Origin of the sequence: Arenicella xantha, from assembly GCF_003315245.1 — a bacterium.
Classification (GTDB): Bacteria; Pseudomonadota; Gammaproteobacteria; order Arenicellales; family Arenicellaceae; genus Arenicella; species Arenicella xantha.
This window is the reverse complement of sequence record NZ_QNRT01000003.1, coordinates 248,947-274,991: the sequence shown is the minus strand read 5'-3', so window position 1 is coordinate 274,991 and position 26,045 is coordinate 248,947. Positions and strand designations below refer to the sequence as shown.

At 46.7% G+C, this 26,045-nt stretch carries 40 protein-coding genes; 5 read left to right on the top strand and 35 right to left on the bottom strand.

The window, feature by feature from the left end:
• Positions 1-83 precede the first annotated feature (83 nt).
• Positions 84-731, top strand: coding sequence for a histidinol-phosphatase (locus DFR28_RS13235; RefSeq protein WP_113954838.1), 648 nt, complete (start codon positions 84-86; stop codon positions 729-731).
• Positions 732-771: 40 nt separating this feature from the next.
• On the top strand, positions 772-1,236 hold the full coding sequence (locus DFR28_RS13230; protein WP_113954837.1) for a peroxiredoxin: 465 nt from the start codon (positions 772-774) through the stop codon (positions 1,234-1,236).
• Between the two features lie 295 nt (positions 1,237-1,531).
• On the opposite strand, the gene DFR28_RS13225 is transcribed toward DFR28_RS13230, so the two are convergent.
• Together DFR28_RS13225 and DFR28_RS13220 are read right to left on the bottom strand one after the other, a co-directional pair.
• The gene (locus tag DFR28_RS13225; protein WP_113954836.1) at positions 1,532-2,665 is read right to left on the bottom strand and encodes a type IV pilus twitching motility protein PilT; all 1,134 of its coding nucleotides are present in this window, start codon (positions 2,663-2,665) and stop codon (positions 1,532-1,534) included.
• A 163-nt stretch (positions 2,666-2,828) separates the two neighbouring features.
• Positions 2,829-3,914, bottom strand: a complete 1,086-nt coding sequence (locus DFR28_RS13220; protein ID WP_113954835.1) for an anthranilate phosphoribosyltransferase — start codon at positions 3,912-3,914, stop codon at positions 2,829-2,831.
• Between the two features lie 46 nt (positions 3,915-3,960).
• Here DFR28_RS13220 and cysG point away from each other — a divergent pair, with 46 nt between their 5' ends.
• The gene (gene cysG, locus DFR28_RS13215) at positions 3,961-5,385 is read left to right on the top strand and encodes a siroheme synthase CysG (RefSeq protein WP_113954834.1); all 1,425 of its coding nucleotides are present in this window, start codon (positions 3,961-3,963) and stop codon (positions 5,383-5,385) included.
• 68 nt (positions 5,386-5,453) lie between these two features.
• On the opposite strand, the gene DFR28_RS13210 is transcribed toward cysG, so the two are convergent.
• A complete protein-coding gene (locus tag DFR28_RS13210; RefSeq protein ID WP_113954833.1) occupies positions 5,454-6,296 on the bottom strand; it encodes a hypothetical protein in 843 nt (280 codons plus the stop codon).
• Between the two features lie 212 nt (positions 6,297-6,508).
• Here DFR28_RS13210 and DFR28_RS13205 point away from each other — a divergent pair, with 212 nt between their 5' ends.
• Complete coding sequence (locus tag DFR28_RS13205) at positions 6,509-7,189, top strand: helix-turn-helix transcriptional regulator (protein ID WP_170132090.1); 681 nt, start codon at positions 6,509-6,511, stop codon at positions 7,187-7,189.
• Positions 7,190-7,303: 114 nt separating this feature from the next.
• On the opposite strand, the gene rpmA is transcribed toward DFR28_RS13205, so the two are convergent.
• Together rpmA and rplU are read right to left on the bottom strand one after the other, a co-directional pair.
• On the bottom strand, positions 7,304-7,561 hold the full coding sequence (gene rpmA, locus DFR28_RS13200) for a 50S ribosomal protein L27 (RefSeq protein ID WP_113954831.1): 258 nt from the start codon (positions 7,559-7,561) through the stop codon (positions 7,304-7,306).
• Between the two features lie 54 nt (positions 7,562-7,615).
• Positions 7,616-8,224 (bottom strand): 50S ribosomal protein L21, encoded by a 609-nt coding sequence (gene rplU / locus DFR28_RS20080; protein WP_113954830.1) that lies wholly within the window; start codon positions 8,222-8,224, stop codon positions 7,616-7,618.
• Between the two features lie 281 nt (positions 8,225-8,505).
• Between rplU and DFR28_RS13190 the strand changes: the two genes are divergently transcribed.
• Positions 8,506-9,486 (top strand): polyprenyl synthetase family protein, encoded by a 981-nt coding sequence (locus DFR28_RS13190; protein WP_113954941.1) that lies wholly within the window; start codon positions 8,506-8,508, stop codon positions 9,484-9,486.
• Between the two features lie 64 nt (positions 9,487-9,550).
• Here DFR28_RS13190 and DFR28_RS13185 read toward each other — a convergent pair whose 3' ends face one another.
• From DFR28_RS13185 to DFR28_RS13040, 30 genes are all read right to left on the bottom strand, one after another.
• Positions 9,551-11,050, bottom strand: a complete 1,500-nt coding sequence (locus tag DFR28_RS13185) for an FMN-binding glutamate synthase family protein (RefSeq protein ID WP_113954829.1) — start codon at positions 11,048-11,050, stop codon at positions 9,551-9,553.
• Positions 11,051-11,286: 236 nt separating this feature from the next.
• Positions 11,287-11,706, bottom strand: a complete 420-nt coding sequence (gene rplQ / locus DFR28_RS13180) for a 50S ribosomal protein L17 (protein ID WP_113954828.1) — start codon at positions 11,704-11,706, stop codon at positions 11,287-11,289.
• A gap of 30 nt (positions 11,707-11,736) precedes the next feature.
• Positions 11,737-12,729 (bottom strand): DNA-directed RNA polymerase subunit alpha, encoded by a 993-nt coding sequence (locus DFR28_RS13175; RefSeq protein ID WP_113954827.1) that lies wholly within the window; start codon positions 12,727-12,729, stop codon positions 11,737-11,739.
• Positions 12,730-12,847: 118 nt separating this feature from the next.
• Positions 12,848-13,471: a 30S ribosomal protein S4 gene (gene rpsD, locus DFR28_RS13170; protein WP_113954826.1), complete on the bottom strand. Its 624-nt coding sequence runs from the start codon at positions 13,469-13,471 to the stop codon at positions 12,848-12,850.
• 147 nt (positions 13,472-13,618) lie between these two features.
• Complete coding sequence (gene rpsK / locus DFR28_RS13165; RefSeq protein ID WP_113954825.1) at positions 13,619-14,008, bottom strand: 30S ribosomal protein S11; 390 nt, start codon at positions 14,006-14,008, stop codon at positions 13,619-13,621.
• 46 nt (positions 14,009-14,054) lie between these two features.
• Positions 14,055-14,411 carry a 30S ribosomal protein S13 gene (gene rpsM, locus DFR28_RS13160; RefSeq protein ID WP_113954824.1) on the bottom strand — a complete coding sequence of 119 codons (357 nt, stop codon included), beginning with the start codon at positions 14,409-14,411 and terminating at the stop codon, positions 14,055-14,057.
• Positions 14,412-14,604: 193 nt separating this feature from the next.
• A complete protein-coding gene (rpmJ, locus tag DFR28_RS13155) occupies positions 14,605-14,718 on the bottom strand; it encodes a 50S ribosomal protein L36 (protein WP_113954823.1) in 114 nt (37 codons plus the stop codon).
• A 104-nt stretch (positions 14,719-14,822) separates the two neighbouring features.
• Positions 14,823-16,184 (bottom strand): preprotein translocase subunit SecY, encoded by a 1,362-nt coding sequence (gene secY / locus DFR28_RS13150; protein ID WP_113954822.1) that lies wholly within the window; start codon positions 16,182-16,184, stop codon positions 14,823-14,825.
• A 90-nt stretch (positions 16,185-16,274) separates the two neighbouring features.
• Complete coding sequence (gene rplO, locus DFR28_RS13145) at positions 16,275-16,709, bottom strand: 50S ribosomal protein L15 (protein WP_113954821.1); 435 nt, start codon at positions 16,707-16,709, stop codon at positions 16,275-16,277.
• Between the two features lie 4 nt (positions 16,710-16,713).
• Positions 16,714-16,902, bottom strand: a complete 189-nt coding sequence (gene rpmD / locus DFR28_RS13140; RefSeq protein WP_113954820.1) for a 50S ribosomal protein L30 — start codon at positions 16,900-16,902, stop codon at positions 16,714-16,716.
• A gap of 161 nt (positions 16,903-17,063) precedes the next feature.
• The gene (gene rpsE, locus DFR28_RS13135; RefSeq protein ID WP_113954819.1) at positions 17,064-17,582 is read right to left on the bottom strand and encodes a 30S ribosomal protein S5; all 519 of its coding nucleotides are present in this window, start codon (positions 17,580-17,582) and stop codon (positions 17,064-17,066) included.
• Positions 17,583-17,602: 20 nt separating this feature from the next.
• Complete coding sequence (rplR, locus tag DFR28_RS13130; protein WP_113954818.1) at positions 17,603-17,959, bottom strand: 50S ribosomal protein L18; 357 nt, start codon at positions 17,957-17,959, stop codon at positions 17,603-17,605.
• Positions 17,960-17,973: 14 nt separating this feature from the next.
• Positions 17,974-18,507 (bottom strand): 50S ribosomal protein L6, encoded by a 534-nt coding sequence (gene rplF, locus DFR28_RS13125; protein WP_113954817.1) that lies wholly within the window; start codon positions 18,505-18,507, stop codon positions 17,974-17,976.
• Between the two features lie 72 nt (positions 18,508-18,579).
• Positions 18,580-18,972, bottom strand: coding sequence for a 30S ribosomal protein S8 (gene rpsH, locus DFR28_RS13120; RefSeq protein ID WP_211316994.1), 393 nt, complete (start codon positions 18,970-18,972; stop codon positions 18,580-18,582).
• A gap of 53 nt (positions 18,973-19,025) precedes the next feature.
• Positions 19,026-19,331 carry a 30S ribosomal protein S14 gene (gene rpsN, locus DFR28_RS13115; protein WP_113954816.1) on the bottom strand — a complete coding sequence of 102 codons (306 nt, stop codon included), beginning with the start codon at positions 19,329-19,331 and terminating at the stop codon, positions 19,026-19,028.
• Between the two features lie 49 nt (positions 19,332-19,380).
• A complete protein-coding gene (gene rplE, locus DFR28_RS13110) occupies positions 19,381-19,923 on the bottom strand; it encodes a 50S ribosomal protein L5 (protein WP_113954815.1) in 543 nt (180 codons plus the stop codon).
• A gap of 35 nt (positions 19,924-19,958) precedes the next feature.
• Complete coding sequence (rplX, locus tag DFR28_RS13105; protein WP_113954814.1) at positions 19,959-20,273, bottom strand: 50S ribosomal protein L24; 315 nt, start codon at positions 20,271-20,273, stop codon at positions 19,959-19,961.
• A gap of 29 nt (positions 20,274-20,302) precedes the next feature.
• Positions 20,303-20,671, bottom strand: a complete 369-nt coding sequence (gene rplN, locus DFR28_RS13100; RefSeq protein ID WP_113954813.1) for a 50S ribosomal protein L14 — start codon at positions 20,669-20,671, stop codon at positions 20,303-20,305.
• A 66-nt stretch (positions 20,672-20,737) separates the two neighbouring features.
• Entirely contained in the window at positions 20,738-21,001 is a 264-nt protein-coding gene (gene rpsQ, locus DFR28_RS13095; RefSeq protein WP_113954812.1) for a 30S ribosomal protein S17, read from the bottom strand.
• A 17-nt stretch (positions 21,002-21,018) separates the two neighbouring features.
• Positions 21,019-21,228 carry a 50S ribosomal protein L29 gene (gene rpmC, locus DFR28_RS13090; RefSeq protein WP_113954811.1) on the bottom strand — a complete coding sequence of 70 codons (210 nt, stop codon included), beginning with the start codon at positions 21,226-21,228 and terminating at the stop codon, positions 21,019-21,021.
• Positions 21,229-21,245: 17 nt separating this feature from the next.
• Positions 21,246-21,659, bottom strand: coding sequence for a 50S ribosomal protein L16 (gene rplP / locus DFR28_RS13085; protein ID WP_113954810.1), 414 nt, complete (start codon positions 21,657-21,659; stop codon positions 21,246-21,248).
• A gap of 37 nt (positions 21,660-21,696) precedes the next feature.
• Positions 21,697-22,374, bottom strand: a complete 678-nt coding sequence (gene rpsC / locus DFR28_RS13080; protein ID WP_113954809.1) for a 30S ribosomal protein S3 — start codon at positions 22,372-22,374, stop codon at positions 21,697-21,699.
• Positions 22,374-22,721, bottom strand: coding sequence for a 50S ribosomal protein L22 (gene rplV, locus DFR28_RS13075; protein ID WP_113954808.1), 348 nt, complete (start codon positions 22,719-22,721; stop codon positions 22,374-22,376). Before rplV ends, rpsC begins: the two co-directional genes overlap by 1 nt.
• An 11-nt stretch (positions 22,722-22,732) precedes the next feature.
• The gene (gene rpsS / locus DFR28_RS13070; RefSeq protein WP_113954807.1) at positions 22,733-23,005 is read right to left on the bottom strand and encodes a 30S ribosomal protein S19; all 273 of its coding nucleotides are present in this window, start codon (positions 23,003-23,005) and stop codon (positions 22,733-22,735) included.
• Between the two features lie 24 nt (positions 23,006-23,029).
• A complete protein-coding gene (gene rplB / locus DFR28_RS13065) occupies positions 23,030-23,854 on the bottom strand; it encodes a 50S ribosomal protein L2 (RefSeq protein WP_113954806.1) in 825 nt (274 codons plus the stop codon).
• A gap of 43 nt (positions 23,855-23,897) precedes the next feature.
• Entirely contained in the window at positions 23,898-24,212 is a 315-nt protein-coding gene (rplW, locus tag DFR28_RS13060) for a 50S ribosomal protein L23 (protein ID WP_113954805.1), read from the bottom strand.
• Positions 24,209-24,811, bottom strand: a complete 603-nt coding sequence (gene rplD / locus DFR28_RS13055; RefSeq protein WP_113954804.1) for a 50S ribosomal protein L4 — start codon at positions 24,809-24,811, stop codon at positions 24,209-24,211. The genes rplW and rplD overlap by 4 nt, the downstream gene beginning before the upstream one ends.
• A 9-nt stretch (positions 24,812-24,820) precedes the next feature.
• On the bottom strand, positions 24,821-25,462 hold the full coding sequence (gene rplC, locus DFR28_RS13050) for a 50S ribosomal protein L3 (protein WP_113954803.1): 642 nt from the start codon (positions 25,460-25,462) through the stop codon (positions 24,821-24,823).
• A 60-nt stretch (positions 25,463-25,522) separates the two neighbouring features.
• Positions 25,523-25,840 carry a 30S ribosomal protein S10 gene (gene rpsJ / locus DFR28_RS13045; RefSeq protein WP_113954802.1) on the bottom strand — a complete coding sequence of 106 codons (318 nt, stop codon included), beginning with the start codon at positions 25,838-25,840 and terminating at the stop codon, positions 25,523-25,525.
• 82 nt (positions 25,841-25,922) lie between these two features.
• Positions 25,923-26,045: EF-Tu C-terminal domain-related protein (locus DFR28_RS13040; RefSeq protein WP_483959966.1), on the bottom strand; the 123-nt coding region annotated here is incomplete at its 5' end.

Sequence of the window (26,045 nt, the reverse complement as noted above, 5' to 3'; positions counted from 1 at the left end):
ATCGGATCATTATAATCAACTCCCCGCAGTTTGTGCATTACTAAATCAGTATTCTGCAATTCAACCTTATTTTGGAGACTTTCGTGGCGCTCGCATTATTTGATCTGGACAACACTCTATTAAATGGCGACAGCGACCATGGTTGGGGCATGTATTTGGCACAAGTTGGTGCCGTAGACCCAGTAGAGCAACAGCAAAAACAAGATTTCTTCTACCAACAATACGTCGACGGTGTTCTCGATATCGTGGCTTTTTGTGAATATCAATTTCAACCACTCACACAGCATCCACTTGATCAGCTATATCAGTGGCGTGACGACTTCATTAAATCTACCATCAAACCGATGATTGCAAACGGTAAGCCACACTTATTGGATTCGCACCGCGATGCCGGTGACCAAATTGTTATCATTACCGCAACCAACGATTTTGTCACACGGCCAATTGCCGACCTATTGGGCGTAGAACATCTATTAGCCACACGCGCTGAATTTGTCGATGGGCATTACACCGGAAAAATTGCCGGTGTTCCGTGCTTTCGCGAAGGCAAGGTCACACGACTACAACAGTGGCTCAAAGCGCAAAATATCGAGCCCGATCACTGCACTTTCTACAGTGACTCAATTAATGACCTCCCCTTACTCGAACAAGTGGACACACCGATTGCGGTAACTCCCGATGACCGACTAAGACAGCATGCGCAGTCACTTCACTGGCAAATCATCGACTAAACCTATAATCCAACCAACTATCAACCCGACAGCATTTACCATGACATATTCTATTGGCGACCAAATTCCGGACTTAACCGTGGCGACAACCCAAAATGAGTCGCTGGAACTACAAAGTTTGAAGGGCAAGAATCTCGTAATGTTCTTTTACCCCAAAGACAACACACCAGGTTGCACCACTGAAGGACAAAATTTCCGTGACGCATACAAAGAGTTTCAAAGTGCCAATACTGAGATTTTAGGCGTCTCGCGCGAGAGCATTCGCTCACATCAAAACTTCATTAACAAACATGAATTCCCCTTTGATTTGATCTCCGACCCAGAGGAAGAACTTTGCAACGCAATGGAAGTCATCAAAGAAAAAAACATGTACGGCAAAAATTACATGGGAATTGAACGTAGTACGTTTATTTTTGATGCCGAAGGTACGCTTCGACATGAGATTCGCAAGGTAAAAGTCAAAGGTCACGTTGACGAAGTATTAGCCTTAGTGAAGGCTCTTTAACACAAAGCGCTATAGGATCTTTAGGACGAGGGTCAAGCTGGCTGTGTGCCAGCTGACTCCGTTAGAGAGAAAACGAAGTAACTCTACACGTAAGTCCGCTCAACTCCCGCTTCGTCAACTTCGGCGAGTCATCATTGCGACAACCAACGCCGTCGCCAGCCACTTCCACATTACTAGATTGCACTCTTTTGGAGTAAGCCTATAGCTAAGCAAAGCCTTACGACCCCACTCAGTTCACTTTCTTCAGCAATACAACGCATCACCACTGACGCGAAGAAACAACACGATCTGCGCGCTAGAAACCTTTCAGTTTCAACGCCAAGTCAGTGGAGCTTGAGGCACTGGTAAGTGCGATTTCATCGGTGATTACATCATCACGAACCAGTTGCAATAAATGCTCATCAAACGCGAGCATGCCTTCTACTTTATCGCCGCCTTTAATCAAATCTTTGATCTCTTTAATCCGCATCGGATCGACAATTAGCTCTCGTGCTAACGGCGTGACGGTTAATACTTCACAAGCCACGGTTCGGCCAGCGCCCTCTTTTTTGGGAAGTAATCGTTGCGTCACAATAGCTCTCAGATTGGACGCTAACTTAGCCCGAATTGTCGCCTGCTCATCACCACCAAAACTCGACACCATTCGTGTAATCGCATCCGCCGAGTTTGGCGCGTGCAGCGTACTGAATACTAAGTGACCGGTTTCAGCTGCGGTCAACGCAATTTCAATACTTTCGGGGTCACGCATCTCGCCCATCAAAATAACATCAGGATCTTCACGCAGCGCGGCCTTCATGGCTAACGCAAAGTCCGGCACATCGATTCCCACCTGCCGTTGTGAAATCACCGACCGATGCTCAGTAAAGACATATTCAACGGGATCTTCAATCGTCAAAATATGCAGGTAACGTTCACGATTGATTTCGTTTAGCAACGACGCCATCGACGTCGACTTACCCGAGCCGGTCGCACCGGAAAATATTACTAAGCCTTGACGCATGCGGGCAATTGTCCGCACTTGTTCGGGTAAACCTAACGCATCGGGGTCAGGAATAACATTTTCGATTACTCGCATCACCACTGCCAACTGACCAAGCTGACGAAACATATTGACTCGAACACGGTTACCCTCGTTGTCCGTAAGTGCCAAATCGACCTGATTATTTTCCTTAAATATGGATAGATGATACTTAGACATCATCGGAAAAATCAGCCGTTCGATCATCTCGTCGGTCATTTCAGGGGAACCCTTCACCTGCCGAATTCGACCATCGAGACGCATCATAATTTGATGATTAGCTCGGATATGGATATCGGAAGCCTTAAATTTAACCGCCGAACCCACAATACTGGTTAAGAATTCGACTGCTTCCTTGACTTGCGGGGTATCGGGCAGTTGTGCGGTGAGATGATTTGATTTGGAAGACATAGCGTGTCACTCAATTAATAGGTTAGGCCGACGGTCAGCGTGAGCCAAACATCGTCCGGCATACCCTGAATTGTACTGCGCTGACAAACTCCTGCACAGGTTCAGTACCGTGCAAAGGACTCATAGCGTTTTAACATGTTTAGGACAATGCTTAAATCGAGCACTATCTAGCTTGTTCAATCATCGCATAAAAACGGGCTTTCGCCGTGCCATTATCCAAGCAGTCTCGAACATTTTCAACAGCTTGCGTGAGAGTCAAGCTAGGCTGATGTGCGAATATGATCTGACCGGCGGCAAGACATAGACTATCTCGCGCCATACCTGACGCCCCATCAAGCACTTTGAGACCAACATCCAGACACTCTGCCACCGGTGACTCAGCATTCGACGCCGGCAACGCCGCCTGTTTCGCATCAAACAGACGCTCGGCGGCGATAATTTCTTTAGAACTCGACGCATCAAACGGAATATCCGACTCAAAGAAAAAACGACGCAACGGCTTATTTAAGGCTGGCGCCAAGCCACCTTCAACGCCTTTTGCCAGCAACACCGAGTCATAACCCGCTTGTCGAGCGATACGCGCATAGATTTCCGGGTAAGCGCTATGCACGTAACCAAGAACCATATGGGTTGTCCGACGTCCACGAATCGGCATCAATAAGCGTTCCAAGGTGGTAACAGCCGTGCGCTTAATCATCTTATCTCTTAAAACGGCAAGCGACGCCAATTGTTGCGCGTAGACTTGCTGGTCCACATAAGCCCAACCCACGCTGTCCAACTGCGCGGCGGCCTGCGCAACCGACTGCAAGGGATTCATACCGGCTAAGCGATATACTTTGTGCGCGGTTACACCATGCTTTGGCCCCACACTTTCAACGCCGTGCAATACGGCCGACACACCAAGCGCTGCCAACACGGCCGGCAAAAAGGGCGTCATAGGCACCGAGCGAACATACCCGTCAAACGGGTCAGCCAAACAAACGACACGATCGACGGAAGCCGTAATGGGGACAACTTGATCAGCAAGCGCATCGAAAATGCCAGCAAACTCGTCCATCGACTCTCGCTTCATGCGCAACGCGATCAAAAAAATTGCGGCCTGCACGTCGTCGACGTCCGAGCGTAAAATTGCTCGCATCACTTGGCTGGCTAGCTCACGTGAAATATCGCGACCGCGATCAGGACCAACGGCGATACTTTGTATCGCTTCACGGATAGCACTTTCGTTAGTGTAATTTTTTTCTTGCATGATCGGATGATGCCACAATCAATGTCAGGTAGGCTAAAATACCGTTATGCAAAATTATCCAATTTTCATCAATCTCACGCAGCAACCTTGCTTAGTCGTAGGTGGTGGCCCGGTTGCGCTCAGAAAGATACGCTTGATGCGCTCTGCTGGAGCCGAAATCACGGTGGTTGCACCGGCGCTATGCACGGAGCTTACCGAAGAATTTGGCGCTGAAATCACCCATCTAGCAAGACCATTCGAAGCTAGCGACATTCACGGTTATCGACTTATTACCGCCGCCACCAATATTCCGTCGGTCAACCGACTTGTATCCGAACTCGCACAGCAGGCAAACATTCCAGTGAATGTGGTTGACCAACCTGAGCTCTGTAGCTTTATTACGCCATCAATAGTTGACCGATCACCAGTTTTGATCGCCATATCAACAGGCGGCGATGCGCCGGTGCTCGCGCGCATGCTCAGAACGCGATTAGAGACCTTCATACCTGCCAGCTATGGCACTTTAGCGGCGGCAATGGGTCGCTTTCGCGATAAGCTTAAAGGCGTAGTCCACAGCGAACGAGAACGTCGTCGCTTCTGGGAACGGGTCATTCAAGGCCCAATTGCGGAATTATTTTTCTCCGGCAGGGAAGATCAAGCGGAAGCTCAGCTCGAGGCTGCGATTGACGCACTCAACGATCCAAAGCACACGTCTGAGGGCGAAGTATGGTTAATCGGAGCTGGACCTGGAGACCCTGACTTATTGACGTTTAGAGCCCTCAGGCTTATGCAACAAGCCGATGTTGTGCTCTATGACCGCTTGGTAAGCCCAGCGATTCTAAACCTAACTCGCCGCGACGCAGACCGCATCTACGTAGGTAAAGCCCGCTCTGATCACGCTGTTCCCCAATCCGAAATTAACCAGCTGCTGGTTGACCTCGCAAAACAGGGGAAAAGTGTCGTTCGCCTCAAGGGAGGTGACCCATTTATCTTTGGTCGCGGCGGTGAAGAAATTGCTCTGCTGGCACAGTCTGGCGTCCCATTCCAAATTGTTCCGGGGATTACCGCAGCAAGCGGTTGCGCGACCTACGCAGGCATTCCATTAACCCATCGAGACCATTCACAATCCTGTCTATTTGTAACCGGTCATTTAAAAAACGGGTCGGTTGATCTAAATTGGCCATTATTGGCAACACCCAATCAAACGGTTGTGGTTTACATGGGGTTAGTGGGTTTACCCATCATCTGCCAACAATTGATTCTTCATGGCGTTTCCGAAGACATGCCAATAGCGCTAATAGAACAAGGTACCACTTCATCGCAAAAAGTATATACCGGCACCTTGGCAACAATGGCTGGCATTATCGAAGGCCAATCAGTCAAAGCTCCGACCCTCATTATTATCGGCACAGTAGTTTCATTGCGCGATCAACTCGCTTGGTTTGATGGCGGCGACGACGCTAGTATCTTTGCGAAAACCACTAGCGACTAAGCGACGCTCCAAATTCTGCCGGCAAGGCTGTTTAATAACAACAAGTTTAACGGCTAGAGTTAATAGGCTCAGTGCTTAAGCAAACGAATCCGACACAGACTCATGTCCAGAACTTTAAACGTTTCGGGCAACGCCGCATGCCACGCATCGCCGAGTACATTGCGCAACTGTTGACCACTCTCTGTTTCAGCTACCAAACGCAGGCCCAACACTGGCTGCTCATGGTTGCTAAGCAACTGCGCAGGCTGACGTTGATAGTCCTGCTCTAAGTACGTGGCGAATTCGTCGATCGGGATAAATACACGTAACCAGCGATCAGCCACTAAGCTTGCGTCTTGACCAATAATTATTTCGGCATTTAACGTCGCCGCCGAATCACTCCTTGGTCGACCACCGAATAGCGTAATTCCGAGGTTAGCATTGCCATGATCAACCAAACTAAGCGCCCCCGGTGACACCTGTTGCCGGTAACGCACAGTCAGTTCTGATTGGTCTAGTATTTGGCTGCGTTGAGAATGAAACTTTAGTTCAATTTCGACACCCTTTAGATCGCCAAACACAACCGGCTCAGAGAAGTTCTTCACCTCCAAGCCATTCACATGTTGCTGAGTCCAATCACTTAGCTTGACGACCAGCGCCCCTCTAAACGGCCAACAATCACGACATTGCGCGCCCGGCACTTTGTCAGGCCCGATCAAGCCAACACGCTTTTGGAGCGGGGCTAGACTTCCGTCGCCAGTCAAATACGCACCAACATGACTCCATGCTTGCATGTCAGTATGGGATGAATCCAGCACAGCAACTGACGAATCGCTGGTAGCTGTTGGCGCACAATGGCTTAACTGGTCTATCTCAATGGCAGCTAAGCGATTTGACAAACCAAGCTGAACAATAAAAAGAAGAATAGACATAGATAATCGCATTTCTCGAGTGTACCTGTTTAGCCCCATTCTCAAAAGGTGGGAGATAAGTCACATCACATGCACTAACAATTTAAATACCGTTAACGCCCCGCCTAGTAGGCCTAAGCTCAAGCGCGTATTCAAATAGACAAGCGACTACCGCACCGAACGGCGGCAACCAGCTTTTACCTAGTCAGCGAGCGATATATTTTGGAGTGATGATGAATACCCAGTTAAATAGTGTAGTGAGTTTTTCGAGACGCAACCCATCCTTAATGCCGTTGCCGCCTACCCATCAAAGACTCAAAAATCACAACAATTTAAACGAGATTGAGCACTTACCAACACCAAGCTTTCTGGTTGACCTAAGCTTATTAGTGATAGCTAGCAACCGCGCAGCACAACGCTTGCTCGATCACAATATCGTTTCATTAAGCGGATCCACGCTGCAGATTGGAGACAGCGCCAGCACGCAACAAATAAAATTTGCCGCACAGCGAATGGCGGCGCCAATCAGCCCAGCCAATACCAGCAGCCCAGTAACTGAGCAACTGTACTTAGATTTGAACAGCACTGGGCTTCGAACCGTCACCGTCGCCAAAACAGACATAGATGACAGCCACTTTCTGATAAGTATAGCTGGCGACCTAGGCATCGATTCAGACCAACGAATACCATGCAAAAGAATGCAGCAGTTCGCGAAAACATTCGCCCTGTCAAAATGTGAAACACGAGTAATCGCATTAATGGTTCAAGGCCAAAAACCAAAACAAATTGCCTATACCACCAACATCTCAGTTCATACCGTTCGATCCCACCTCCGCGCGCTCTATGCAAAAATGCAAGTGCGGGATTTCAATGACGCATTGATTCTGGCCGTAAGGTTATTGGCTGGCTCTTAGCTATACAGCATGGCCAAATTAAAAGACTACCGCCTTACCGAAGCACCAGACACAAAAAAGCCCCGCTAAGCGGGGCTTTTTTACTGGCAGCACTAATGTGCTACGGAGTCCAAATTACGCAGCAACAACACTAACGTGTCGACGGTTTTTAGGACCCTTCTTTTCGAACTTTACTACGCCTGTTTGCAGAGCAAACAATGTGAAGTCACGCCCCATACCGACATTGTCGCCAGGATGGAACTCACTACCACGTTGACGAATAATAATAGTGCCAGCATTGATCAATTGACCTGCATAGCGCTTTACGCCTAAACGTTTTGAATTTGAATCGCGACCGTTCCTTGAACTACCGCCTGCTTTTTTATGTGCCATTCTATATGCCTCGTTTTCTGATTATTTCTTGCTCTATTGACTAGAGACGAGAAATTAACCTTTTAGGAATTCTTTAGCTTGCTTAATCCACTCATCACGCTCAATTCGACCTTTGAAGTTTAACTCATCATCGATGCGTGCGACGTCTTCAGCAGTAAAATCAGCGATTTGTTGGAAAGTCGTAATACCAAGACCAGCCAATTTACCGACGATCACAGGACCAACACCAGAGATTTTACTCAAATCATCAGCGCTTGAATCTGCTTTAGCCGCCTTTTTTGGCGCTGCTTTTTTAGGGGCGTCATCTTTCTTAGCTGCTACAGCCTTTTTCGCTGCTGGCTTCTTAGCCGCGGCCTTACCACCAATAGCGGTGATTTCTAGCTCGGTGAAATTTTGACGATGCCCAGTACGGGTACGTGAATTCTGTCTGCGGCGAAACTTAACAACTCGTAGTTTCTTACCACGACCGTTGCCAACTACGACTGCCTCAACAGACTTATCTAGTGTTGGTGTGCCGACTTCGACAGTTTCACCATCACCAATCATAAGAACATGATCTAAAGTGATTTTGTCGCCTTCTTCTGCATTAAGCGACTCAACTTTCAGTTTGTCGCCTACAGCGACACGGTATTGCTTACCGCCGGTTTTAATTACCGCGTACATAATGATTCTCCGATCTTTCGACCATTTGGCGTTCTGAAGGGGATTGGTAACAACCGCTACCGCAACTTTCTTCCTTTTAACGGACCCAGCGAACAGGAGGCGAATTCTAGTTCCTCTACACATCAAGGTCAACCAACTAACCGCAATTTAGTTAGCTTTTGCTCAACGCTTAGTTTGGCACGAGATTTGACTCAAAATAGAAGGATTTTCATTCGACTAGGCTATAATCTCGACCTATGACCCTAAAACGCTCACCCATTAGTGACATCGCGTCACCAAGCATAGATATCAAAGTCATTATTGATCTAGTCAAGGACGATATGGCTCTGGTTAATCGCACCATTATCGATAACCTCAACAGCGAGGTTGCGCTAATTAATCAGTTAGGTGCTTACATTATTCAAGCCGGTGGCAAGCGTCTACGGCCGGTATCATTGCTACTCGCAGCAAAGGCGAGCAATCCCGAACTAACTACTACCACTGCTGAACAAACTCTACTAGCGGCCATTGTGGAGTTTATCCATACAGCAACGCTTCTGCATGACGACGTCGTCGACGAATCCGCGCTACGTCGCGGTCGTGAGACAGCGAATGAATTATTCGGTAACGCGGCCAGTGTTCTGGTTGGTGATTATCTCTATTCACGGGCCTTTCAAATGATGGTAGAGGTCGGCAGCATGCGTGTCATGGAAATCTTGTCGCGCACCACCAATCAAATCGCAGAAGGCGAGGTGATGCAACTGATTAATTGCGGTTCGGCAGATACCACCGAAGCGCAATACATGGAAACAATTCAGTCTAAAACGGCAATTTTGTTCGAAGCCGCAACTCAACTAGGCGCGGTTATTACACACCAATCCAGACCCGTTGAAGAAGCAATGGCAGCCTACGGCTTGCACCTTGGTACAGCGTTTCAATTGATGGACGACATTATGGACTACACCGCTAACGCGGAAGCTATGGGGAAAAATGTCGGAGATGATTTAGCTGAAGGCAAACCAACACTACCTTTGATCAATGCCATTGAGCGTTCAACCGGCAATGACCGTAAGCTGTTAGTTGAAGCCATCACGAACGCCAGTCGAGAGAATTTGGATGCGGTGCTAGCCATTATCGAACGAACCGGTTCGTTGGCTTATACGGCTCGAGTGGCTCGCGAACAAGCCGACCTTGCGCAAACCGCTCTTAAAATTCTACCGGAGTCGCCACATAAAACCGCATTGATTGATTTAGCTGAATTTTCAGTTAATCGCGCATTTTGATAAAATGCCGGCGCCTAAGCGAACACGCAAAATCACGTCTATTGCAGCAAACGAATTAGCGTCATTAGTCTTTAGAAATTTCGGGGTACAGCTCCGCTAGCGTTTTCGATCGCCCATGCGATACCACTACTCGTGCGTGTGTTCGATTTAGGTCGCGTGGTCGCCGAACCCCACACGAATTCGCAATAATACGAATTTCCTTCTCTAAGTTCTTAATATAGTTGGCAACTCGCTTCTGCTTACTCGCGACGACCAAGCCTTTTTGCAAATCTTTATCGTGCGTGGTAATGCCGGTTGGACAGGTGTTTTTATTACATTGCAATGCCTGAATACAACCCAAAGCGAACATCGGACCGCGTGCTGTCGATACAAAATCAGTTCCCATACACAGCGCCCAAGCGACTTCAGTTGGGTTAATCATCTTACCCGAGACATTAACTTTAATACGCTCGCGAAGGCCATACTCGTTTAGTTTATCAATCAACATTGGCAGACTTTCCTTGACCGGCAAACCCATGTCATCCATTAACGACATAGGTGCCGCCCCGGTGCCGCCATCACAACTATCTACGGTAATAAAATCAGGCGCAGCATCTAAACCACGTCGATTGATTAGTTCAAAAAGGTCATCCAACCAAGCCATTGAGGAGATCACCGCTTTAAAACCGGTCGGTTTATCAGTTACTCGACGTACTCGCTGAATCATGTTGAGCAAATCCTCGTTATTCTCTAATTCATGGTGGCGGTTTGGACTAATCGCATCTTGCCCGACCTCCAATCCTCTTATGTTCGCAATCTCCTTAGTCACTTTGGCACCTGGCAACATGCCGCCTTTACCAGGCTTAGCGCCCTGGCTTAATTTGATTTCAAACATCTTAACCACGTCATGCCCCGCGATACCCTTAAGCTTCTCTTCGCTTAGCCCGCCAAACTCGTCGCGAACACCAAATTTACCGGTGCCAATCTGAAAGACAATGTCGCAACCGCCTTCTAAGTGATACTGAGACAAGCCGCCTTCGCCGGTATTCATCCAACATCCCGCTTTTTTTGCTCCATGTGAAAGAGCCAAAACAGCAGGCTTTGATATCGCCCCGAAACTCATGCCGGATATATTCACCAAGGCACTGCTGGTAAAAGGGTTGGCACAAAACCCATCACCTACGACTATAGGCTTCGGCGGCAAAGACTCATCGGTTAACGGCGGAAACGCAGAATTAACAAACATCACCGTGCCCTCTGGGCGCAGGTCACGAGTCGAGCCGAACGCCACGGTGCTATCTATATCCTTAGCGGCACGGTAAACCCAAGACCTTTGAGCTCGATTAAAGGGCATCTCTTCGCGATCCATTGCAAAGAAATACTGTCTAAAAAACTCCCCTAAATGCTCGAAGATGTAGCGAAACCGACCAATAACCGGGTAATTCCGCCGCACTGTATGCTCTGTTTGAGTTCTATCGATAAAGTAAATCGCGATCAAATAAACGAACAAAACACCAACTAGAAAAACAAATAAGACGACGGTGAAGGTGATAAAAGAACTTGCGAAGCCGGCTATGCTACTCATAATATAATCGCGCTTTTTAAACACAGGTCATGATTGGAATACCAACCATAGTAAGGCATGACTCCAGAATTTCCCAACATTTCTATCTGCTACAAAACTACTAATTAAATGCAGCCCCACTAATCAAAAGCGATGGTGTTAGCTACCGTTCCCTACCACTCCTTCAATTCCCTCGACACATCAAAAAAGGGCCTACCAAAGTAGACCCTTTTTAAAACATTCTGCGCTTGCAGTTACTAAGCAGCGTTCTCTTCGAACTCTTCTTCGTCATCCACAAATAATGCAGCGTGAGCTTCTAAATCGAAGTCCACCAACTGAATATACGCCATCGGTGCATTATCGCCGGCGCGATTGCCGCATTTCAAAATACGAGTATAGCCACCGGGACGATCTTTCATACGCTCGCCGATATTATCGAACAATTTCGCAACGATATCGCGATCGCGAAGCTTAGCAAACGCACTACGTTTATTCGCAAGCGTAGCGTCTTTACCTAAGGTAATGACTGGCTCAACAAACATACGCAGTTCTTTGGCTTTAGCCACTGTGGTTTTAATTTGCTCGTGCTTCAACAAAGACACCATCATATTGCGAAACATCGCTTGGCGGTGACTGGAGTTACGGTTGAACTGACGACCTGATTTTCTATGTCTCATGATAGAAACCTCTGTCCTATTGTTTAATTCTTATCGATCGCTGTCTACACGAAGTGCAGCTGGCGGCCAATTTTGTAATTGCATTCCCAAAGAAAGTCCACGTTGTGCTAGAACATCTTTGATCTCGGTGAGCGATTTCTTGCCCAAGTTTGGAGTTTTCATCAACTCAACCTCTGAGCGTAGAACCAAGTCGCCGATGTAGTAAATGCTCTCGGCTTTCAAGCAGTTCGCAGATCGAACTGTCAGCTCTAACTCATCAACCGGACGAAGCAATACAGGATCTACTTCCGGCTCTTTCTCTTCGTGCGCAACAGCAGCAATTTCTTCCAGATTAACAAAAACCTGAATCTGTTGGCTCAGCGCAGTGGCTGCCTTGCGAATTGCGTCTTCAGGATCGATCGTGCCGTTAGTCTCGATATTAAGCGTTAACTTATCAAGGTCGGTACGTTGCTCTACGCGAGCATCATCAACTGAATAAGATACCTTAAGCACTGGACTATAGGTAGCATCGAGTTGCATCAAGCCAATCTCTTTATCTTCAGTCTCACTCTTACGAGCTTCAGAGACTTGATAACCGCGACCACTTCGCACCGTTAACTCAGCATGAAACTTAGCATCTTTAGAAAGATGAGCAATTACGTGCTCAGGATTAGCGATCTCAACGTCAGAAACGGTCTGTATGTCGCCTGCAGTCAACACACCTTCGCCTGTCGACGTCAGCGTTAATGTAACTGGCTCATCAAACTCTTTCTTAATCGCAACGCCTTTAAGGTTCAACAAAATGTCAATGACATCTTCTTGAACGCCCTCGATTGAAGAGTACTCGTGTAAAACACCATCGATCTTTACATCGGTAATTGCTGCGCCTGGAATACAAGACAACAAAATTCGACGCAAAGCATTACCTAACGTGTAACCAAAACCGCGCTCTAAAGGTTCGATCACTACTTTTGAACGTACTCCGTCCTCGGTATTTACATCAACGAAACGCGGGGTAAGCAGCTGTTCAATTGTTTCTGACATGGAAAATCTCCGTTATTTACCCAGCTCCTCTGGCGGAGCGCAGGTCAATGTTTAGAATATTATTTCGTCTAAGTAACAGCGGTCTTAAACAACTTAACGTCGTTTAAGACCAACTAACTTACTTAGAGTAAAGTGCTACTACGAGTGACTCGTCAATACCTGCAGACAACTCGTTTCGTTCAGGAGCTGCTCGGAAAACGCCTTTCTTCGCTGAAGAATCTACGCTTACCCAATCAGCGATGCCGATTTGCTCTGCAATTTCAAGCGCAGCACTGATTCTAAGCTGCTTCTTGGCTTTCTCACGAATTTCGATTTCGTCACCAGGGTTCACATGAAACGAAGGAATGTTCACGATCTGCCCATTCACTTTGATTGATTTATGGCTGACCAGTTGACGTGCTTCTGCACGTGTTACAGCAAAACCCATACGGTAAACAACGTTATCAAGTCGAGACTCCAACAACGTTAATAGGTTTTCACCAGTTGATCCTTTTACCCGAGCTGCTTCAGCATAATAAGCACGGAATTTCTTTTCTAATACACCGTAGATTCGACGCATTTTCTGTTTTTCACGGAGCTGAGTACCGTAAACAGTAGTACGTGGACGACGCGACTGTGCGTTCGCTCCAGGTACCTTATCAATCTTACACTTTGATTCAAGCGAACGTGCTGGGCTCTTAAGGAATAAATCCGTGCCTTCACGACGCGCCAACTTACAAGTTGGGCCTATATATCTTGCCATTATTGTTTTCTCTGTCTTTAAAGTTGCTCTCGACCGGTGTGACGTACTTTTTAAGCCTTTAAGCAAGAATCACTAAAACTAACTTAGCGCCTGCGGCCTTTAATTTTCGAAGAAAATTAAACTCAAAAAGTCACCGAATCGAACGGGTTATACGCGACGCTTCTTAGAAGGGCGACAACCATTATGTGGGATTGGAGTAACATCAGTAATCTGAGTCACTTCGAACCCGCAGTTATTCAATGCACGAACAGCAGATTCACGACCAGGACCAGGGCCCTTAACGCGAACTTCCAAATTTTTCATGCCGAATTCTTGGGCCATCTTGCCACAGCGGTCAGCTGCAACCTGAGCAGCGAATGGAGTACTTTTTCGTGAACCACGAAAACCTGATCCACCAGCAGTAGCCCAACATAGGGCGTTGCCGTGACGGTCGCTAATAGTAACGATGGTATTGTTGAAAGAAGCTTGGATGTGCGCAATGCCATCCACAATATGCTTTTTAACTTTCTTCTTCGATTTGCTAGGTGATTTAGCCATTTTAAACTCTCAAAAACAGATCTTTTAACGGATTAAAAGCTGGCGCTTAGCGCTTGATAGGTTTACGCGGACCTTTACGGGTACGTGCATTAGTTTTAGTACGTTGGCCGCGCAAAGGCAGACCGCGGCGGTGACGGAGACCACGATAGCAGCCTAGATCCATCAATCGCTTGATGTTCATGGATACTTCGCGGCGGAGATCACCTTCAACTTCGAATTTCGCAACTTCGGAACGCAATTTTTCTGCATCTGGTTCGCTAAGGGCACTTACTTTCGTAGAGCCTTCAATGCCAGCCGCGTCACAAATCTTTTGCGAACGAGTTTTACCTATGCCGTAAATCGACGTTAACGCGATTTCAACATGTTTGTGTGATGGTAAGTTAATACCTGCAATACGTGCCACTATGTGTCTCCGGATGCTTCTTAATAATAACCAGCGAGTCTGGATAGTTCCAAATGTCGCCAGACAATTTCTTATCGCCCTAGCCGACCTGCGAAAGGCGCGCTAGGATACTGTTTAGAATCTAAAAAATCAACCGAATACTTGTTGATATGCGGAGTTTTCTAGACAATTTATGCCGTCTTATGCTAACTGACTAGCCCTGACGTTGCTTGTGACGCGGATCGCTACAAATAACCCGAACCACACGCTTGCGACGTACAACTTTACAGTTACGGCAAATTTTCTTTACTGATGCACGAACTTTCATAATATTCCTCGAAACTTTCTTTAACGCTATAACGCGCTGTCTTTACAGCCAAATTGATCATTACCCAAATACTACCTAGTAACAATCGCCCCACAAGTCATCAACTATTTACGACGCTTTCTACCGCCAGTTGACTTACCGGTGAGGTTGGTTTTTTTCATTAAGCTTTCATATTGCTGTGACATGAGATGTGATTGCACTTGGCCCATCAAATCCATGATTACTACAACAATAATCAGCAGCGACGTACCACCAAAATAAAATGGCACATTGTAATTAACAATTAGCAGCTCTGGGAGCAAACACACTACAGCAAGATACAAAGCACCAACTAAGGTTAACTTTGATACCACGCCATCAATGTAACGTGCCGTTTGCTGACCAGGTCGAATACCGGGAACGAACGCGCCTTGTTTCTTCAAATTTTCGGCAATCTCTTTCGGGTCAAATGTCAACGCAGTATAGAAAAATGCGAAAAACAAGATCATACCGATATACATTACCGTGTAAATCAATTCACCCGGTTGCATTTTGGTTGAGATATCGCGCAGCACTCCCGCCACACCTGTGGCTGAATCACTACCGAAAAAACCCACCAAACTCGCTGGAAACAAAATAATACTAGACGCAAAGATCGGCGGAATCACGCCAGCCATATTCATTTTAAGTGGAAAATAGCTACTCGGCGCTTGCATCAACTTGTTGCCACGCTGTTGTCGAGCGTAATTAACCGTTAAGCGACGTTGTCCGCGCTCAACAAACACCACAAATGCGGTTACGACTACGACAGCAACCAGTAAAAAGACCACAAAAATCGGTGAGAACTCGCCACTGCTCGCTAGCTCAATAGTCCCAGCTATCGCGCTTGGCAGACCAGCGACGATACCAGCGAAAATGATTAGCGACATACCATTACCGATACCACGATCAGTAATTTGTTCACCTAACCACACTAGAAACATGGTGCCAGCGACCAATGCCAATACGCACACAATGGTGAACTGAAAGCCACCAATCAGCGTTACCGGTGAACCACCAACATCCTGACCTTGAACTGTGCTTGCAACACCGAAGGCTTGAAATGTCGCTAGAACAACCGCGGCATATCGAGTCCACTTTTGTATCTTACGACGACCAGCCTCACCTTCTTGCTTCACCTGCTTCATGCGCGGCTCTACAGCGGTCAACATTTGCATGATAATCGATGCAGAAATGTATGGCATGACACCAAGCGCCAAGATCGACAAACGACTTAATGCTCCACCAGAGAACATGTTGAGTACGTCAAGAATCGACCCGCGGCTTTGCTCAAAGAGAGCGGCAATTGCGATAGGATCCACACCAGGCACCGGAATATGCGTACCTATTCGGTAAACGATAAACGCACCAAGCACGAATAAAATTCGCGACCAAAGTTCTTGTAATTTGCCAGACCCTGCGAGGGCTGCGGCTTGTTCACGTGCCATACTGAAACCTAAGCTTTAATCTTCGTTAGTCTTATTAGTAGTAATAGCTTTATCGGGGCAAACTTAAATCATAAAAGACTAATCCGAGGATTAGCCTTCTACTTTGCCACCGGCAGCTTCGATTGCCGCTTTAGCGCCAGCCGTAGCTCCGATACCCATTAGCGTTACTGCCTTATTCAGCTCACCTGACAACACCACTTTGGCACGAAGGTGACTAGCATTTAATAGGCCAGCTGACCGTAGTGATGCCAAATCAACGACCTCACCTTCAACTAGATTCAACTCATGCAAGCGAATCTCTGCCATATTTTTAGCCGTTACTGAACGAAAACCACGTTTTGGCAAGCGACGTTGAATTGGCATTTGACCACCTTCAAAACCGATTTGCACTTTGCCGCCAGTACGCGACTTTTGGCCTTTATGACCACGACCCGCAGTCTTTCCAGTCCCAGAACCAATACCGCGACCAACACGCTTACGAGCGTGCTTAGCACCTTCAGCTGGTTTAATAGTATTTAAACGCATCGTCTTATACCTCTTCCGTTTTTAGAAGGTAAGAAACTTTGTTAATCATGCCACGGTTTTCAGGTGTATCAATCACCTCAACCGAATGGTGCATGCGACGTAAACCTAAGCCTTTAACACAGGCCATGTGCTTCGCACCACGACCAAACATGCTCTTGACTAGAGTCACTTTAATTTTCTTTTCGTTAGCCATTTGTCTATACCGAAAGTTTGAATTTGAACGCTTCTTATAAAGGAGTCAATTTGCCAGTAATCTTAGCGAGGTCAGTAAACAGTGCTATTTCTACACTGTCCACGACGAATAAACCTTCGTCATGACTGACCGCTATCGTTACTTACGCTATCGCCCTAACCTTATAAGATGTCTTTTACTGATTTGCCGCGCTTAGCCGCTACAGATTCAGGACTATTAATTGATCGCAAACCTTTTAGAGTCGCACGAACAACGTTTACCGGATTAGTAGAACCAATACACTTAGCCAAAACGTCTTTAACGCCGGCCGCTTCGAATACTGCGCGCATGGTGCCACCAGCAATGATGCCGGTACCCGGTGAAGCCGGGCGCATGACAACGGTAGATCCGGCGTGAGTTGCAACTACAGGATACTGTAGTGTGCCACCTACCAAATGTACTTTTTTCATATCGCGGCGACCTGAATCCATCGCTTTAGACACAGCAAGAGGAACCTCTTTCGACTTACCACGACCAATGCCGATGCTACCGTTACCGTCTCCGACTACTGTCAAAGCCGAGAAACCGAAAATTCGACCACCTTTTACAACTTTCGCTACACGACGTACGTTGATAAGTTGCTCTAAGCTCTCATCTACAGGCTCACGATCGTTACGTGAATTTCTTTTTGGACCAGCCATAATTAATCTCCTGGTATGTATTACAGCTGCAAGCCAGCTTCGCGAGCCGCTTCAGCCAGTGCTTTAACGCGACCATGGTAACGAAAACCAGATCGATCGAAGGCAACTGACTCAACGCCAGCTTGTTTCGCTAACTCAGCAATTTCTTTGCCCACTAACGCTGCGGCTTCGCAGTTGCCAGTGTTCTTGGCTTCTTTCTTAATGCTAGGGCTCAACGTTGATGTAGCAGCGAGTACGCGGCTGCCTGTTTCATCAATCACCTGCGCATAAATATGCTGTGAAGTACGGTGAATACTCAAACGAGAAACACCTTGTCGGGCGATTTTTCCGCGGAGCTTACGAGCCCGACGCAGACGTGCTAATTTTTTATCTTTCATGTCTAACTCCCCGATTACTTCTTCTTAGCTTGCTTACGCAATACATATTCATCAGCGTACCGAACACCCTTACCTTTATAAGGCTCAGGTTTACGATAGGCGCGAATCTCTGCTGCTACTTGGCCAACGGCTTGCTTATCAACACCGGAAACAACGATCTCGGTGTTACTTGGCGTTTCAACCTTGATACCTTCTGGAATGGCGTAAGCAACTGGGTGTGAAAAACCCAACGTCAAATTCAATGTTTGACCTTGTGCTTGTGCACGATAACCAACACCTATAATTGTTAGCTTTTTCTGAAAACCAGCGCTAACGCCAGTTACCATATTATTGACCAACGCGCGTGTGGTACCAGCCAACGCAACGGCTTCTTTACTGTCTCGATTGGCCGATACTTTTATGTCAGTATCTTCCTGTTTGACAGTGACCAACTCATGGACATTCCACTCGAGTTGACCTTTCGATCCCTTCACCTTAACCAATTGACCATCAAGCGTCACTTCAACGCCGCTTGGTATACTGACAGGTGCATTTGCAATTCTAGACATGTCTAAATTCTCGATTAATGCAGCTTATTGACGACTTTGCGCCTCAGCTTACTTAATAAACTAGCTAATAAATTAGCTAACGGAGCAAAGCACTTCACCACCAACACCAGCGGTACGAGCCGCGCGGTCAGTCATAATGCCTTTACTAGTTGAAACGATAGCAATACCTAAGCCACCATTTACTTTCGGAAGCTCTTCAGCGCTTTTATAAACGCGAAGACCAGGCTTGCTGATACGCTGGATTTGCTCGATAACGGGCTCACCTTCGTAGTACTTCAATTTGATTGTCAACGTAGGTTTACCGTCCTCTGAAGCAGCTTCAAAGCCTTCGATGTAACCTTCGTCTTGTAACACCTTCGCAATTGCTGATTTGATCTTTGAACCAGGCATGGTCAAAGAAATTTTTTCAGCATGGTGCGCGTTGCGGATACGCGTTAGTAGATCCGCGATTGGGTCTGTCATCATGGTGCTGTACCGTTTCTATCTCTGTTATTTGGATCGTTGTTAGGCGTTTGCTGTTACCAACTCGCTTTCACAACACCCGGCGCTTGGCCTTTTAAAATGATTTCACGAAGCTTGTTACGGCTTAGGCCGAACTTGCGATAGTAGCCGTGTGGGCGTCCAGTCAAACCGCAGCGGTTACGCTGACGTGCTTTACTTGAATCGCGTGGCAACTTCTGCAAAGCCATCATCGCGTCCCATTTTGAATCGTAGTCAGCATCTTCATTGCTGACGACTGCTTTCAACTCTTCACGACGCGCATCAAAGCGGTTGTTCAGTTTGGTACGCTTCGTTTCGCGAGCGATCATTGATTTTTTAGCCATAGCTGTGTCTCTAACTCTATAAACCCCGGACTAACCGAAGGCGTTGTAATTATTTGGTCTTCAGTGGGAAGTTGAAGCCACGTAATAGTGCCTCAGCTTCCTCATTAGTAGCAGCGCTAGTAGTAATGGTTACATCCATACCACGTAGTGAGTCTACTTTGTCATAATCGATCTCAGGGAACACGATCTGTTCTTTCAAACCGAACGTATAGTTTCCGCGACCGTCAAACGACTTCAAATTTAAACCGCGAAAGTCACGAATTCGTGGGATCGCAATTGAAATCAAGCGATCCAAAAATTCATACATACGATCACGACGAAGATTTACCTTCGCACCAATCGGCCAACCGTCACGAATTTTGAATCCAGCAACTGATTTACGGGCCAAAGTCACTACTGGTTTCTGACCAGTAATCGCTTCAAGATCGGCAACCGCACTCTCGATAATTTTCTTGTTACCAACGGCTTCACCTAGACCCATATTAATGGAGACCATGGTGATGCGAGGAATTTGCATCGCGCTCGAAAATTGAAATTTCTCTTGCAATTGAGGAACCACATTCTTTACGTAATGTTCTTGCAATCTAGTCATTGTTCTATACCTGTCGTAGATGGAGGGTTTGGCGCTTACGCGTCAACCTTGCTGCCATCCGATTTAAATACACGATGCTTGTCTTTGCCTTCGCCTTCAATGCGAACTTTATCCGCCTTGTTAGTCTTAGGATTCAAAATCGCAACATTAGACAATTGAATCGGGGCTTCTTTTGACAGAATGCCGCCGGTTACACCAGCCATCGGGTTTGCTTTCGTGTGTTTCTTAACGAGGTTTATATCGTTTACCAACGCACGTCCGTCTTCCAAAATCTGGAGTACTTTGCCAGTTTTGCCTTTATCGCGACCGCTGATCACAATTACGGTGTCGTCTTTTTTAATCTTATTCATCTTGTTCTCTGCCTATTTTGAATAATCGTCTAAAGCACTTCTGGCGCTAGAGAAACGATTTTCATAAAGTTATCGCCACGCAACTCACGAGTCACAGGCCCAAAGATACGAGTGCCCATTGGCTGACGAGAAGCGTTTAAAATAACCGCAGCGTTTTTATCAAAGCGGATGACTGATCCGTCTGGGCGACGTACGCCCTTACGGGTGCGTACGATAACCGCATCATAAACACCACCTTTCTTCACACGAGAATTGGGTAGCGCTTCTTTTACGCTGACTTTGATCACGTCACCGATTCCGGCGTAACGACGTTTAGACCCGCCCAATACTTTGATACACATAACTTTGCGTGCACCACTGTTATCAGCTACATCTAAAATACTTTGCATTTGAATCATGGGGTTACTCCAATTCTATTCAGTGCGTTAAATTCAATTCGACTTAGTTTGACTTCGAGTGTTCGATTAAACAATTACTGCTTTTTCGATCACTTTAACCAAACGCCAAGTCTTGTGCTTTGACAATGGGCGACACTCTTCGATCAGCACTTTGTCGCCTTCACCGCATTCATTGGCTTCATCGTGTGCGAGGAATTTTGTCGATTTGCGAATATACTTGCCATACAAAGGATGCTTTTCGCGGCGCTCAACTAATACTGAAATAGTTTTTTCAGCCTTGTTGCTCACCACTTTGCCTTCAACAGTACGGGCACCAGTGTTCTCAGTCATCTTGATTCTCTCTAACCTTAGGAAGCTGTTTTAGCTTGTTCGTTAAGGATGGTCTTGATGCGAGCCACGTCGCGGCGAATCTTTTTGAAACGCGCGGTGTCTGCCAATTGACCAGTCCCTCTTTTCATGCGAAGGCCGAATTCTTCTTTACGTAATTCAACCAATTCGTCTTTCAACTCAGTAGCCGATTTAGCTCGCAATTCAGCTGCTCTTGATTCAGTAGCCATATCTAATGTTCCCAGCCTTATCCGACTTGACGCTTAACAAATTTACATTTGAATGGAAGCTTAGCTGCTGCCAGTTCGAAAGCTTCGCGTGCGAGTTCTTCGCTAACGCCTTGCAATTCGTACAACATCTGACCTGGCTTAACTTCCATAACCCAAAATTCCGGGTTACCTTTACCTTTACCCATTCGAACTTCTAATGGTTTTTTAGAAACTGGCTTATCTGGAAACACTCGAATCCAAACTCGACCGCCACGTTTAATGTGACGTGTAATAGTTCGACGAGCCGCTTCGATCTGACGCGAAGTCATTCGACCACGTGTAGTTGACTGTAAACCGAATTCTCCGAAGCTCACCTTGTTTCCAGTGTGAGCCAATCCGCGATTACGCCCTTTGTGCGCTTTGCGGAATTTGGTACGCTTTGGTAATAACATTTCTATTAACCTCTAAACTTTTCGCAACCGGGGAAGTCTAAGACTTCGCCGCAGGTTTTGCTTCTTCTGCAGGCGCGCTATTCAGCGCTTGAAACACTTCACCTTTGAAGATCCATACTTTTACGCCAATAATGCCGTAAGTAGTAAGAGCTTCTGAAGTGGCGTAATCGATATCGGCACGTAGTGTATGAAGTGGCACACGACCTTCGCGATACCATTCCGAGCGTGCAATTTCAGCACCGTTTAAACGGCCAGAAATCATCACTTTCACACCTTGAGCACCAGCACGCATTGCAGACTGAACCGCTCGTTTCATCGCACGACGAAACATTACGCGTTTCTCTAGCTGCTGACAAATTCCATCAGCAACTAATTGAGAATCAATTTCAGGCTTACGAATCTCTTCTACCGACACTTGTGTTGGCAGACCAGTCATGGCCGCAATTGCTTTACGCATACGGTCAATATCTTCGCCTTTTTTACCAATTACGATACCTGGACGAGCCGTGTGGATAATCACATTGATATTTTGCGCAGGACGCTCAATAGTAATTTCGCTAACCGCTGCATTCTTAAGTTTCTTCTCTAGAAACTCGCGAACTTTCAAGTCTTGTAACAAGAACTTTGCATAGTCGGTCTTATCGGCATACCACTTAGCATTGAAGTCTTTAACAATGCCAAGACGCATTCCATTAGGATGTACTTTCTGACCCATTACTGGCCTCCTGCTAGATCATCGCTCACGGCCACTGTAATGTGACTAGAACGCTTTAAAATTCCGAACGCGCGGCCTTTTGCACGCGGACGCATACGCTTCATGGTCGGACCTTCGTCAACAAAACATTTAGCAACAAACAACTCATCGATGTCAGCACTTTCGTTATGTTCCGCGTTAGCGATCGCAGACTCTAGCGTTTTCTTAACTAGCGTAGACGCTTTGGTCTCACTAAATGAAAGAATCTCAAGAGCACGCGCAACCGATTTACCGCGAATCAGATCCACAGCTAATCGCGCTTTTTGTGGCGAGATACGTACGTTTTTTGCAGTAGCTTTAACTTGCATATCTATTGCTCCTATCGACCTTTCTTATCAGCGATATGGCCTTTGAAGGTACGAGTTGGTGAAAACTCGCCCAACTTGTGACCAACCATATTCTCGGAAATCAACACAGGTACATGCTGACGGCCGTTATGAACCGCAATCGTTAAGCCTACAAATTCAGGCATAATCATGCTGCGACGTGACCAAGTTTTGATAGGCTTGCGGTCATGTGCTGCCGCGGCCTTCTCAACCTTTGCCCAAAGGTGATGGTCTACAAATGGACCTTTTTTAATTGAACGTGCCATAGTATTTATCTAGACCTCTATCCCTTATTTCTTGCGACGACGAATAATCATCGAATCGCTGCGTTTGTTGCTACGTGTACGGTAACCTTTGGTTGGCACACCCGTTGGTGATACTGGATGACGTCCACCTGAGGTACGGCCTTCACCACCACCATGCGGATGGTCTACCGGGTTCATTGCCACACCGCGAACGGTTGGGCGAATACCACGCCAGCGCTTCGCACCAGCTTTACCCAATTTGCGCAATGAATGCTCTGAGTTACCTACTTCACCTAAGGTAGCGCGACACTCTAAGTGCACTTTACGCATCTCACCAGAACGCATTCTGATCTGAGCGTAATTACCTTCTTTACCAACGAACTGAATCGAGGTACCGGCAGAGCGAGCCAACTGGCCGCCTTTACCAGGCTTTAGTTCAACATTATGAACTACTGAACCAACAGGAATGTTGCGTAGCGGCAAGGTATTACCTACTGCAATTGGAGCATCCAATCCAGAGATTACCGAATCACCAGCATTCAGGCCTTTCGGAGCCAAAATGTAACGACGCTCGCCGTCTGCATAACACAACAGTGCCAAATGAGCGCTACGATTCGGGTCATATTCCAAACGCTCTACTTTCGCAGGGATAGCGTCTTTGTTACGACGAAAATCAATAACACGATATTTACGCTTATGACCGCCACCACGATGACGGACAGTGATGCGACCTACGTTATTACGACCACTAATCGCACGCTTGGACTCCAACAAAGGCTTAAAGCCTTCGCCTTTGTGCAGATCCGAGTTAACAACTCGAACCGTACCGCGGCGACCGGGTGAGGTAGGTTTTAACTTTACCAATGCCATTTTCTAATTACCTTTTCTCTTAACTACTTGTCTTTAGACGTACTTACGCTTGGAACTCAGTGAAATCAATATCACTGCCGTCTTTCAAACGTATGTATGCTTTTTTACGATCGTTACGCTTACCGAGAGCATTACCAAAACGCTTAGTTTTACCTTTCACGTTCAAGATCTTCACTGATTCGACTTCAACGTCAAATGCTTGCTCAACAGCTGCTTTAACATCGTGACGATTAGCGCTATTTGCAACTTGGAACACGGCTTGACCGTGATGCTCAGCTGCGCGAGTGCTTTTCTCGGTGACGATTGGTGAAATAATCACCTTATATAATTCGTCTTTGCTTAGCTTAGATTGACTCATGCTAATTTCTCCTCGATTTGCTTAATCGCTTCGGTCGTCATTAAGACCTTATCGAAACCGATCAAGCTCAAAGGGTTAATTTCCTGCGCTTCCAAAATTCCGACGTGGTACAAATTACGCGACGCTAGAATCAAGTTCTCATCGAATTCATGCGTTACGATCAACACGTCGTCCAATTTGAAATCATTCATCTTGGCGACTAATTGCTTAGTCTTTGGCTCAGTCACGACGAAATCGTCGGCGACTACCAAGCGGTCTTGACGAACCAACTCAGAAAGAATCGAACGAATCGCAATACGGTATGCTTTGCGGTTCATTTTCTGTGAGAAGTCTTGAGGTCCAGCAGGAAACGTTTTACCACCACCACGCCAAATTGGGCTTCGAGAAGTACCAGCACGCGCTCGGCCTGTACCTTTCTGACGCCAAGGCTTAGCACCGCCACCAGAAACCGCAGAACGATTCTTCTGGCCACGAGTACCTTGACGCGCGCCGGCTTGATATGCCACCACTGCTTGATGAATCAATGCTTCGTTATAATCCGCGCCGAAAACAGCCTCAGAGACTTTTAGGGCCGAACCATTTTGTTGTTTAAGTTCCATGATAGTGACCTACTTCTTAGCTTTAACAGAAGGCTTAATGATCACGCTGCCACCTTTTGATCCAGGCACAGAACCCTTCACCAAAATGACGTTACGCTCAGCATCAACTCGAACTACTTCAAGGCCCTGCTGCGTACGCTTACGTGCGCCCATGTGACCAGCCATTTTCTTGCCTTTGAAGACCTTACCTGGGTCTTGACATTGGCCAGTCGAACCGAGTGAACGGTGAGAAACGGAGACACCGTGGGTTGCACGCAAACCACCAAAACCCCATCGCTTAATACCGCCAGCAAAACCTTTACCGATACTTGTGCCTTGCACATCTACCTTTTGGCCTGCTTCAAACAAATCGACTTTGATTTCCGACCCGATTTCGAGCTCAGCTTCAGTCGCATTAACACGAAACTCAACAAGTCGAGTACCTGGTGCTACTTTAGCTTTAGCATAGTGACCAGCAAGCGCTTTTGGAACGCGATTTGCACGACGTTCACCGCTTGCTACTTGCACAGCTTCATAACCGTCAGTTTCGACCGTTTTAACCTGTGTGACACGGTTAGTAGATACTTCTACTACCGTAACAGGCACTGAGCGACCATCTTCTTGGAAGACGCGCGTCATACCTATTTTTTGTCCAATTAATCCAAGTGACATTTTTCTATCAACTCTATTAGTGATTGGTTAGAGGGACTTATCAGCGACTAAACTGAAGTCCTAGTTAACCTTAATTTCAACGTCTACACCGGCTGCCAAATCAAGACGCATTAACGCATCAACAGTTTTGTCAGTGGGCTCAACGATATCGACGATACGCTTATGAGTACGTACTTCGAACTGGTCTCGTGCTTTCTTGTTCACGTGAGGTGAACGCAAGAGAGTCATTCGCTCAATGCGTGTTGGCAATGGAATTGGGCCACACACCATAGCGCCTGTGCGCTTAGCTGTTTCCACAATTTCCTGTGCCGAGCGATCGATCATGCGGTGATCAAAAGCCTTTAGTCGAATCCGAATTTTTTGATTTTCGACGCTCATAGTTAACCTATAACCTTAATATAAATATTCTTATAGTGACTTTTAAGCAGAGCTCTCAGCGAACCGAGAGCGCCTACCAGATTTAGTCAGTAATTTTCGCTACAACACCCGCACCAACAGTACGGCCACCTTCACGAATCGCAAAACGAAGACCTTCTTCCATCGCGATTGGAGCAATCAACTCAACTTGCATCTTGATGTTGTC

Bases quoted from the DNA above. Each gene is read 5' to 3' on its own strand.
- rplE (WP_113954815.1), bottom strand. From the start codon at position 19,923: ATGACTAGATTGCAAGAACATTACGTAAAGAATGTGGTTCCTCAATTG.
- rpsS (WP_113954807.1), bottom strand. From the start codon at position 23,005: ATGGCACGTTCAATTAAAAAAGGTCCATTTGTAGACCATCACCTTTGG.
- rpsC (WP_113954809.1), bottom strand. From the start codon at position 22,374: ATGGGTCAGAAAGTACATCCTAATGGAATGCGTCTTGGCATTGTTAAA.
- DFR28_RS13175 (WP_113954827.1), bottom strand. From the start codon at position 12,729: ATGTCAGAAACAATTGAACAGCTGCTTACCCCGCGTTTCGTTGATGTA.
- rpmC (WP_113954811.1), bottom strand. From the start codon at position 21,228: ATGGCTACTGAATCAAGAGCAGCTGAATTGCGAGCTAAATCGGCTACT.
- rpsE (WP_113954819.1), bottom strand. From the start codon at position 17,582: ATGGCTGGTCCAAAAAGAAATTCACGTAACGATCGTGAGCCTGTAGAT.
- cysG (WP_113954834.1), top strand. From the start codon at position 3,961: ATGCAAAATTATCCAATTTTCATCAATCTCACGCAGCAACCTTGCTTA.
- rplB (WP_113954806.1), bottom strand. From the start codon at position 23,854: ATGGCATTGGTAAAGTTAAAACCTACCTCACCCGGTCGCCGCGGTACG.
- rplN (WP_113954813.1), bottom strand. From the start codon at position 20,671: ATGATTCAAATGCAAAGTATTTTAGATGTAGCTGATAACAGTGGTGCA.
- rpsJ (WP_113954802.1), bottom strand. From the start codon at position 25,840: ATGAGCGTCGAAAATCAAAAAATTCGGATTCGACTAAAGGCTTTTGAT.
- rplO (WP_113954821.1), bottom strand. From the start codon at position 16,709: ATGCGTTTAAATACTATTAAACCAGCTGAAGGTGCTAAGCACGCTCGT.
- DFR28_RS13185 (WP_113954829.1), bottom strand. From the start codon at position 11,050: ATGAGTAGCATAGCCGGCTTCGCAAGTTCTTTTATCACCTTCACCGTC.
- rplQ (WP_113954828.1), bottom strand. From the start codon at position 11,706: ATGAGACATAGAAAATCAGGTCGTCAGTTCAACCGTAACTCCAGTCAC.
- DFR28_RS13220 (WP_113954835.1), bottom strand. From the start codon at position 3,914: ATGCAAGAAAAAAATTACACTAACGAAAGTGCTATCCGTGAAGCGATA.
- rplR (WP_113954818.1), bottom strand. From the start codon at position 17,959: ATGAAAGATAAAAAATTAGCACGTCTGCGTCGGGCTCGTAAGCTCCGC.
- DFR28_RS13230 (WP_113954837.1), top strand. From the start codon at position 772: ATGACATATTCTATTGGCGACCAAATTCCGGACTTAACCGTGGCGACA.
- rplF (WP_113954817.1), bottom strand. From the start codon at position 18,507: ATGTCTAGAATTGCAAATGCACCTGTCAGTATACCAAGCGGCGTTGAA.
- DFR28_RS13225 (WP_113954836.1), bottom strand. From the start codon at position 2,665: ATGTCTTCCAAATCAAATCATCTCACCGCACAACTGCCCGATACCCCG.
- rpsN (WP_113954816.1), bottom strand. From the start codon at position 19,331: ATGGCTAAAAAATCAATGATCGCTCGCGAAACGAAGCGTACCAAACTG.
- rpsQ (WP_113954812.1), bottom strand. From the start codon at position 21,001: ATGACTGAGAACACTGGTGCCCGTACTGTTGAAGGCAAAGTGGTGAGC.
- rpmJ (WP_113954823.1), bottom strand. From the start codon at position 14,718: ATGAAAGTTCGTGCATCAGTAAAGAAAATTTGCCGTAACTGTAAAGTT.
- secY (WP_113954822.1), bottom strand. From the start codon at position 16,184: ATGGCACGTGAACAAGCCGCAGCCCTCGCAGGGTCTGGCAAATTACAA.
- rplU (WP_113954830.1), bottom strand. From the start codon at position 8,224: ATGTACGCGGTAATTAAAACCGGCGGTAAGCAATACCGTGTCGCTGTA.
- rpsD (WP_113954826.1), bottom strand. From the start codon at position 13,471: ATGGCAAGATATATAGGCCCAACTTGTAAGTTGGCGCGTCGTGAAGGC.
- DFR28_RS13210 (WP_113954833.1), bottom strand. From the start codon at position 6,296: ATGTCTATTCTTCTTTTTATTGTTCAGCTTGGTTTGTCAAATCGCTTA.
- rplV (WP_113954808.1), bottom strand. From the start codon at position 22,721: ATGCAAGTTAAAGCTACTGCAAAAAACGTACGTATCTCGCCACAAAAA.
- rplX (WP_113954814.1), bottom strand. From the start codon at position 20,273: ATGAATAAGATTAAAAAAGACGACACCGTAATTGTGATCAGCGGTCGC.
- rpsH (WP_211316994.1), bottom strand. From the start codon at position 18,972: ATGATGACAGACCCAATCGCGGATCTACTAACGCGTATCCGCAACGCG.
- rpmD (WP_113954820.1), bottom strand. From the start codon at position 16,902: ATGGCTAACGAAAAGAAAATTAAAGTGACTCTAGTCAAGAGCATGTTT.
- rplP (WP_113954810.1), bottom strand. From the start codon at position 21,659: ATGTTATTACCAAAGCGTACCAAATTCCGCAAAGCGCACAAAGGGCGT.
- DFR28_RS13205 (WP_170132090.1), top strand. From the start codon at position 6,509: ATGAATACCCAGTTAAATAGTGTAGTGAGTTTTTCGAGACGCAACCCA.
- rplC (WP_113954803.1), bottom strand. From the start codon at position 25,462: ATGTCACTTGGATTAATTGGACAAAAAATAGGTATGACGCGCGTCTTC.
- rpsK (WP_113954825.1), bottom strand. From the start codon at position 14,008: ATGGCTAAATCACCTAGCAAATCGAAGAAGAAAGTTAAAAAGCATATT.
- rplD (WP_113954804.1), bottom strand. From the start codon at position 24,811: ATGGAACTTAAACAACAAAATGGTTCGGCCCTAAAAGTCTCTGAGGCT.
- rplW (WP_113954805.1), bottom strand. From the start codon at position 24,212: ATGAGTCAATCTAAGCTAAGCAAAGACGAATTATATAAGGTGATTATT.
- rpmA (WP_113954831.1), bottom strand. From the start codon at position 7,561: ATGGCACATAAAAAAGCAGGCGGTAGTTCAAGGAACGGTCGCGATTCA.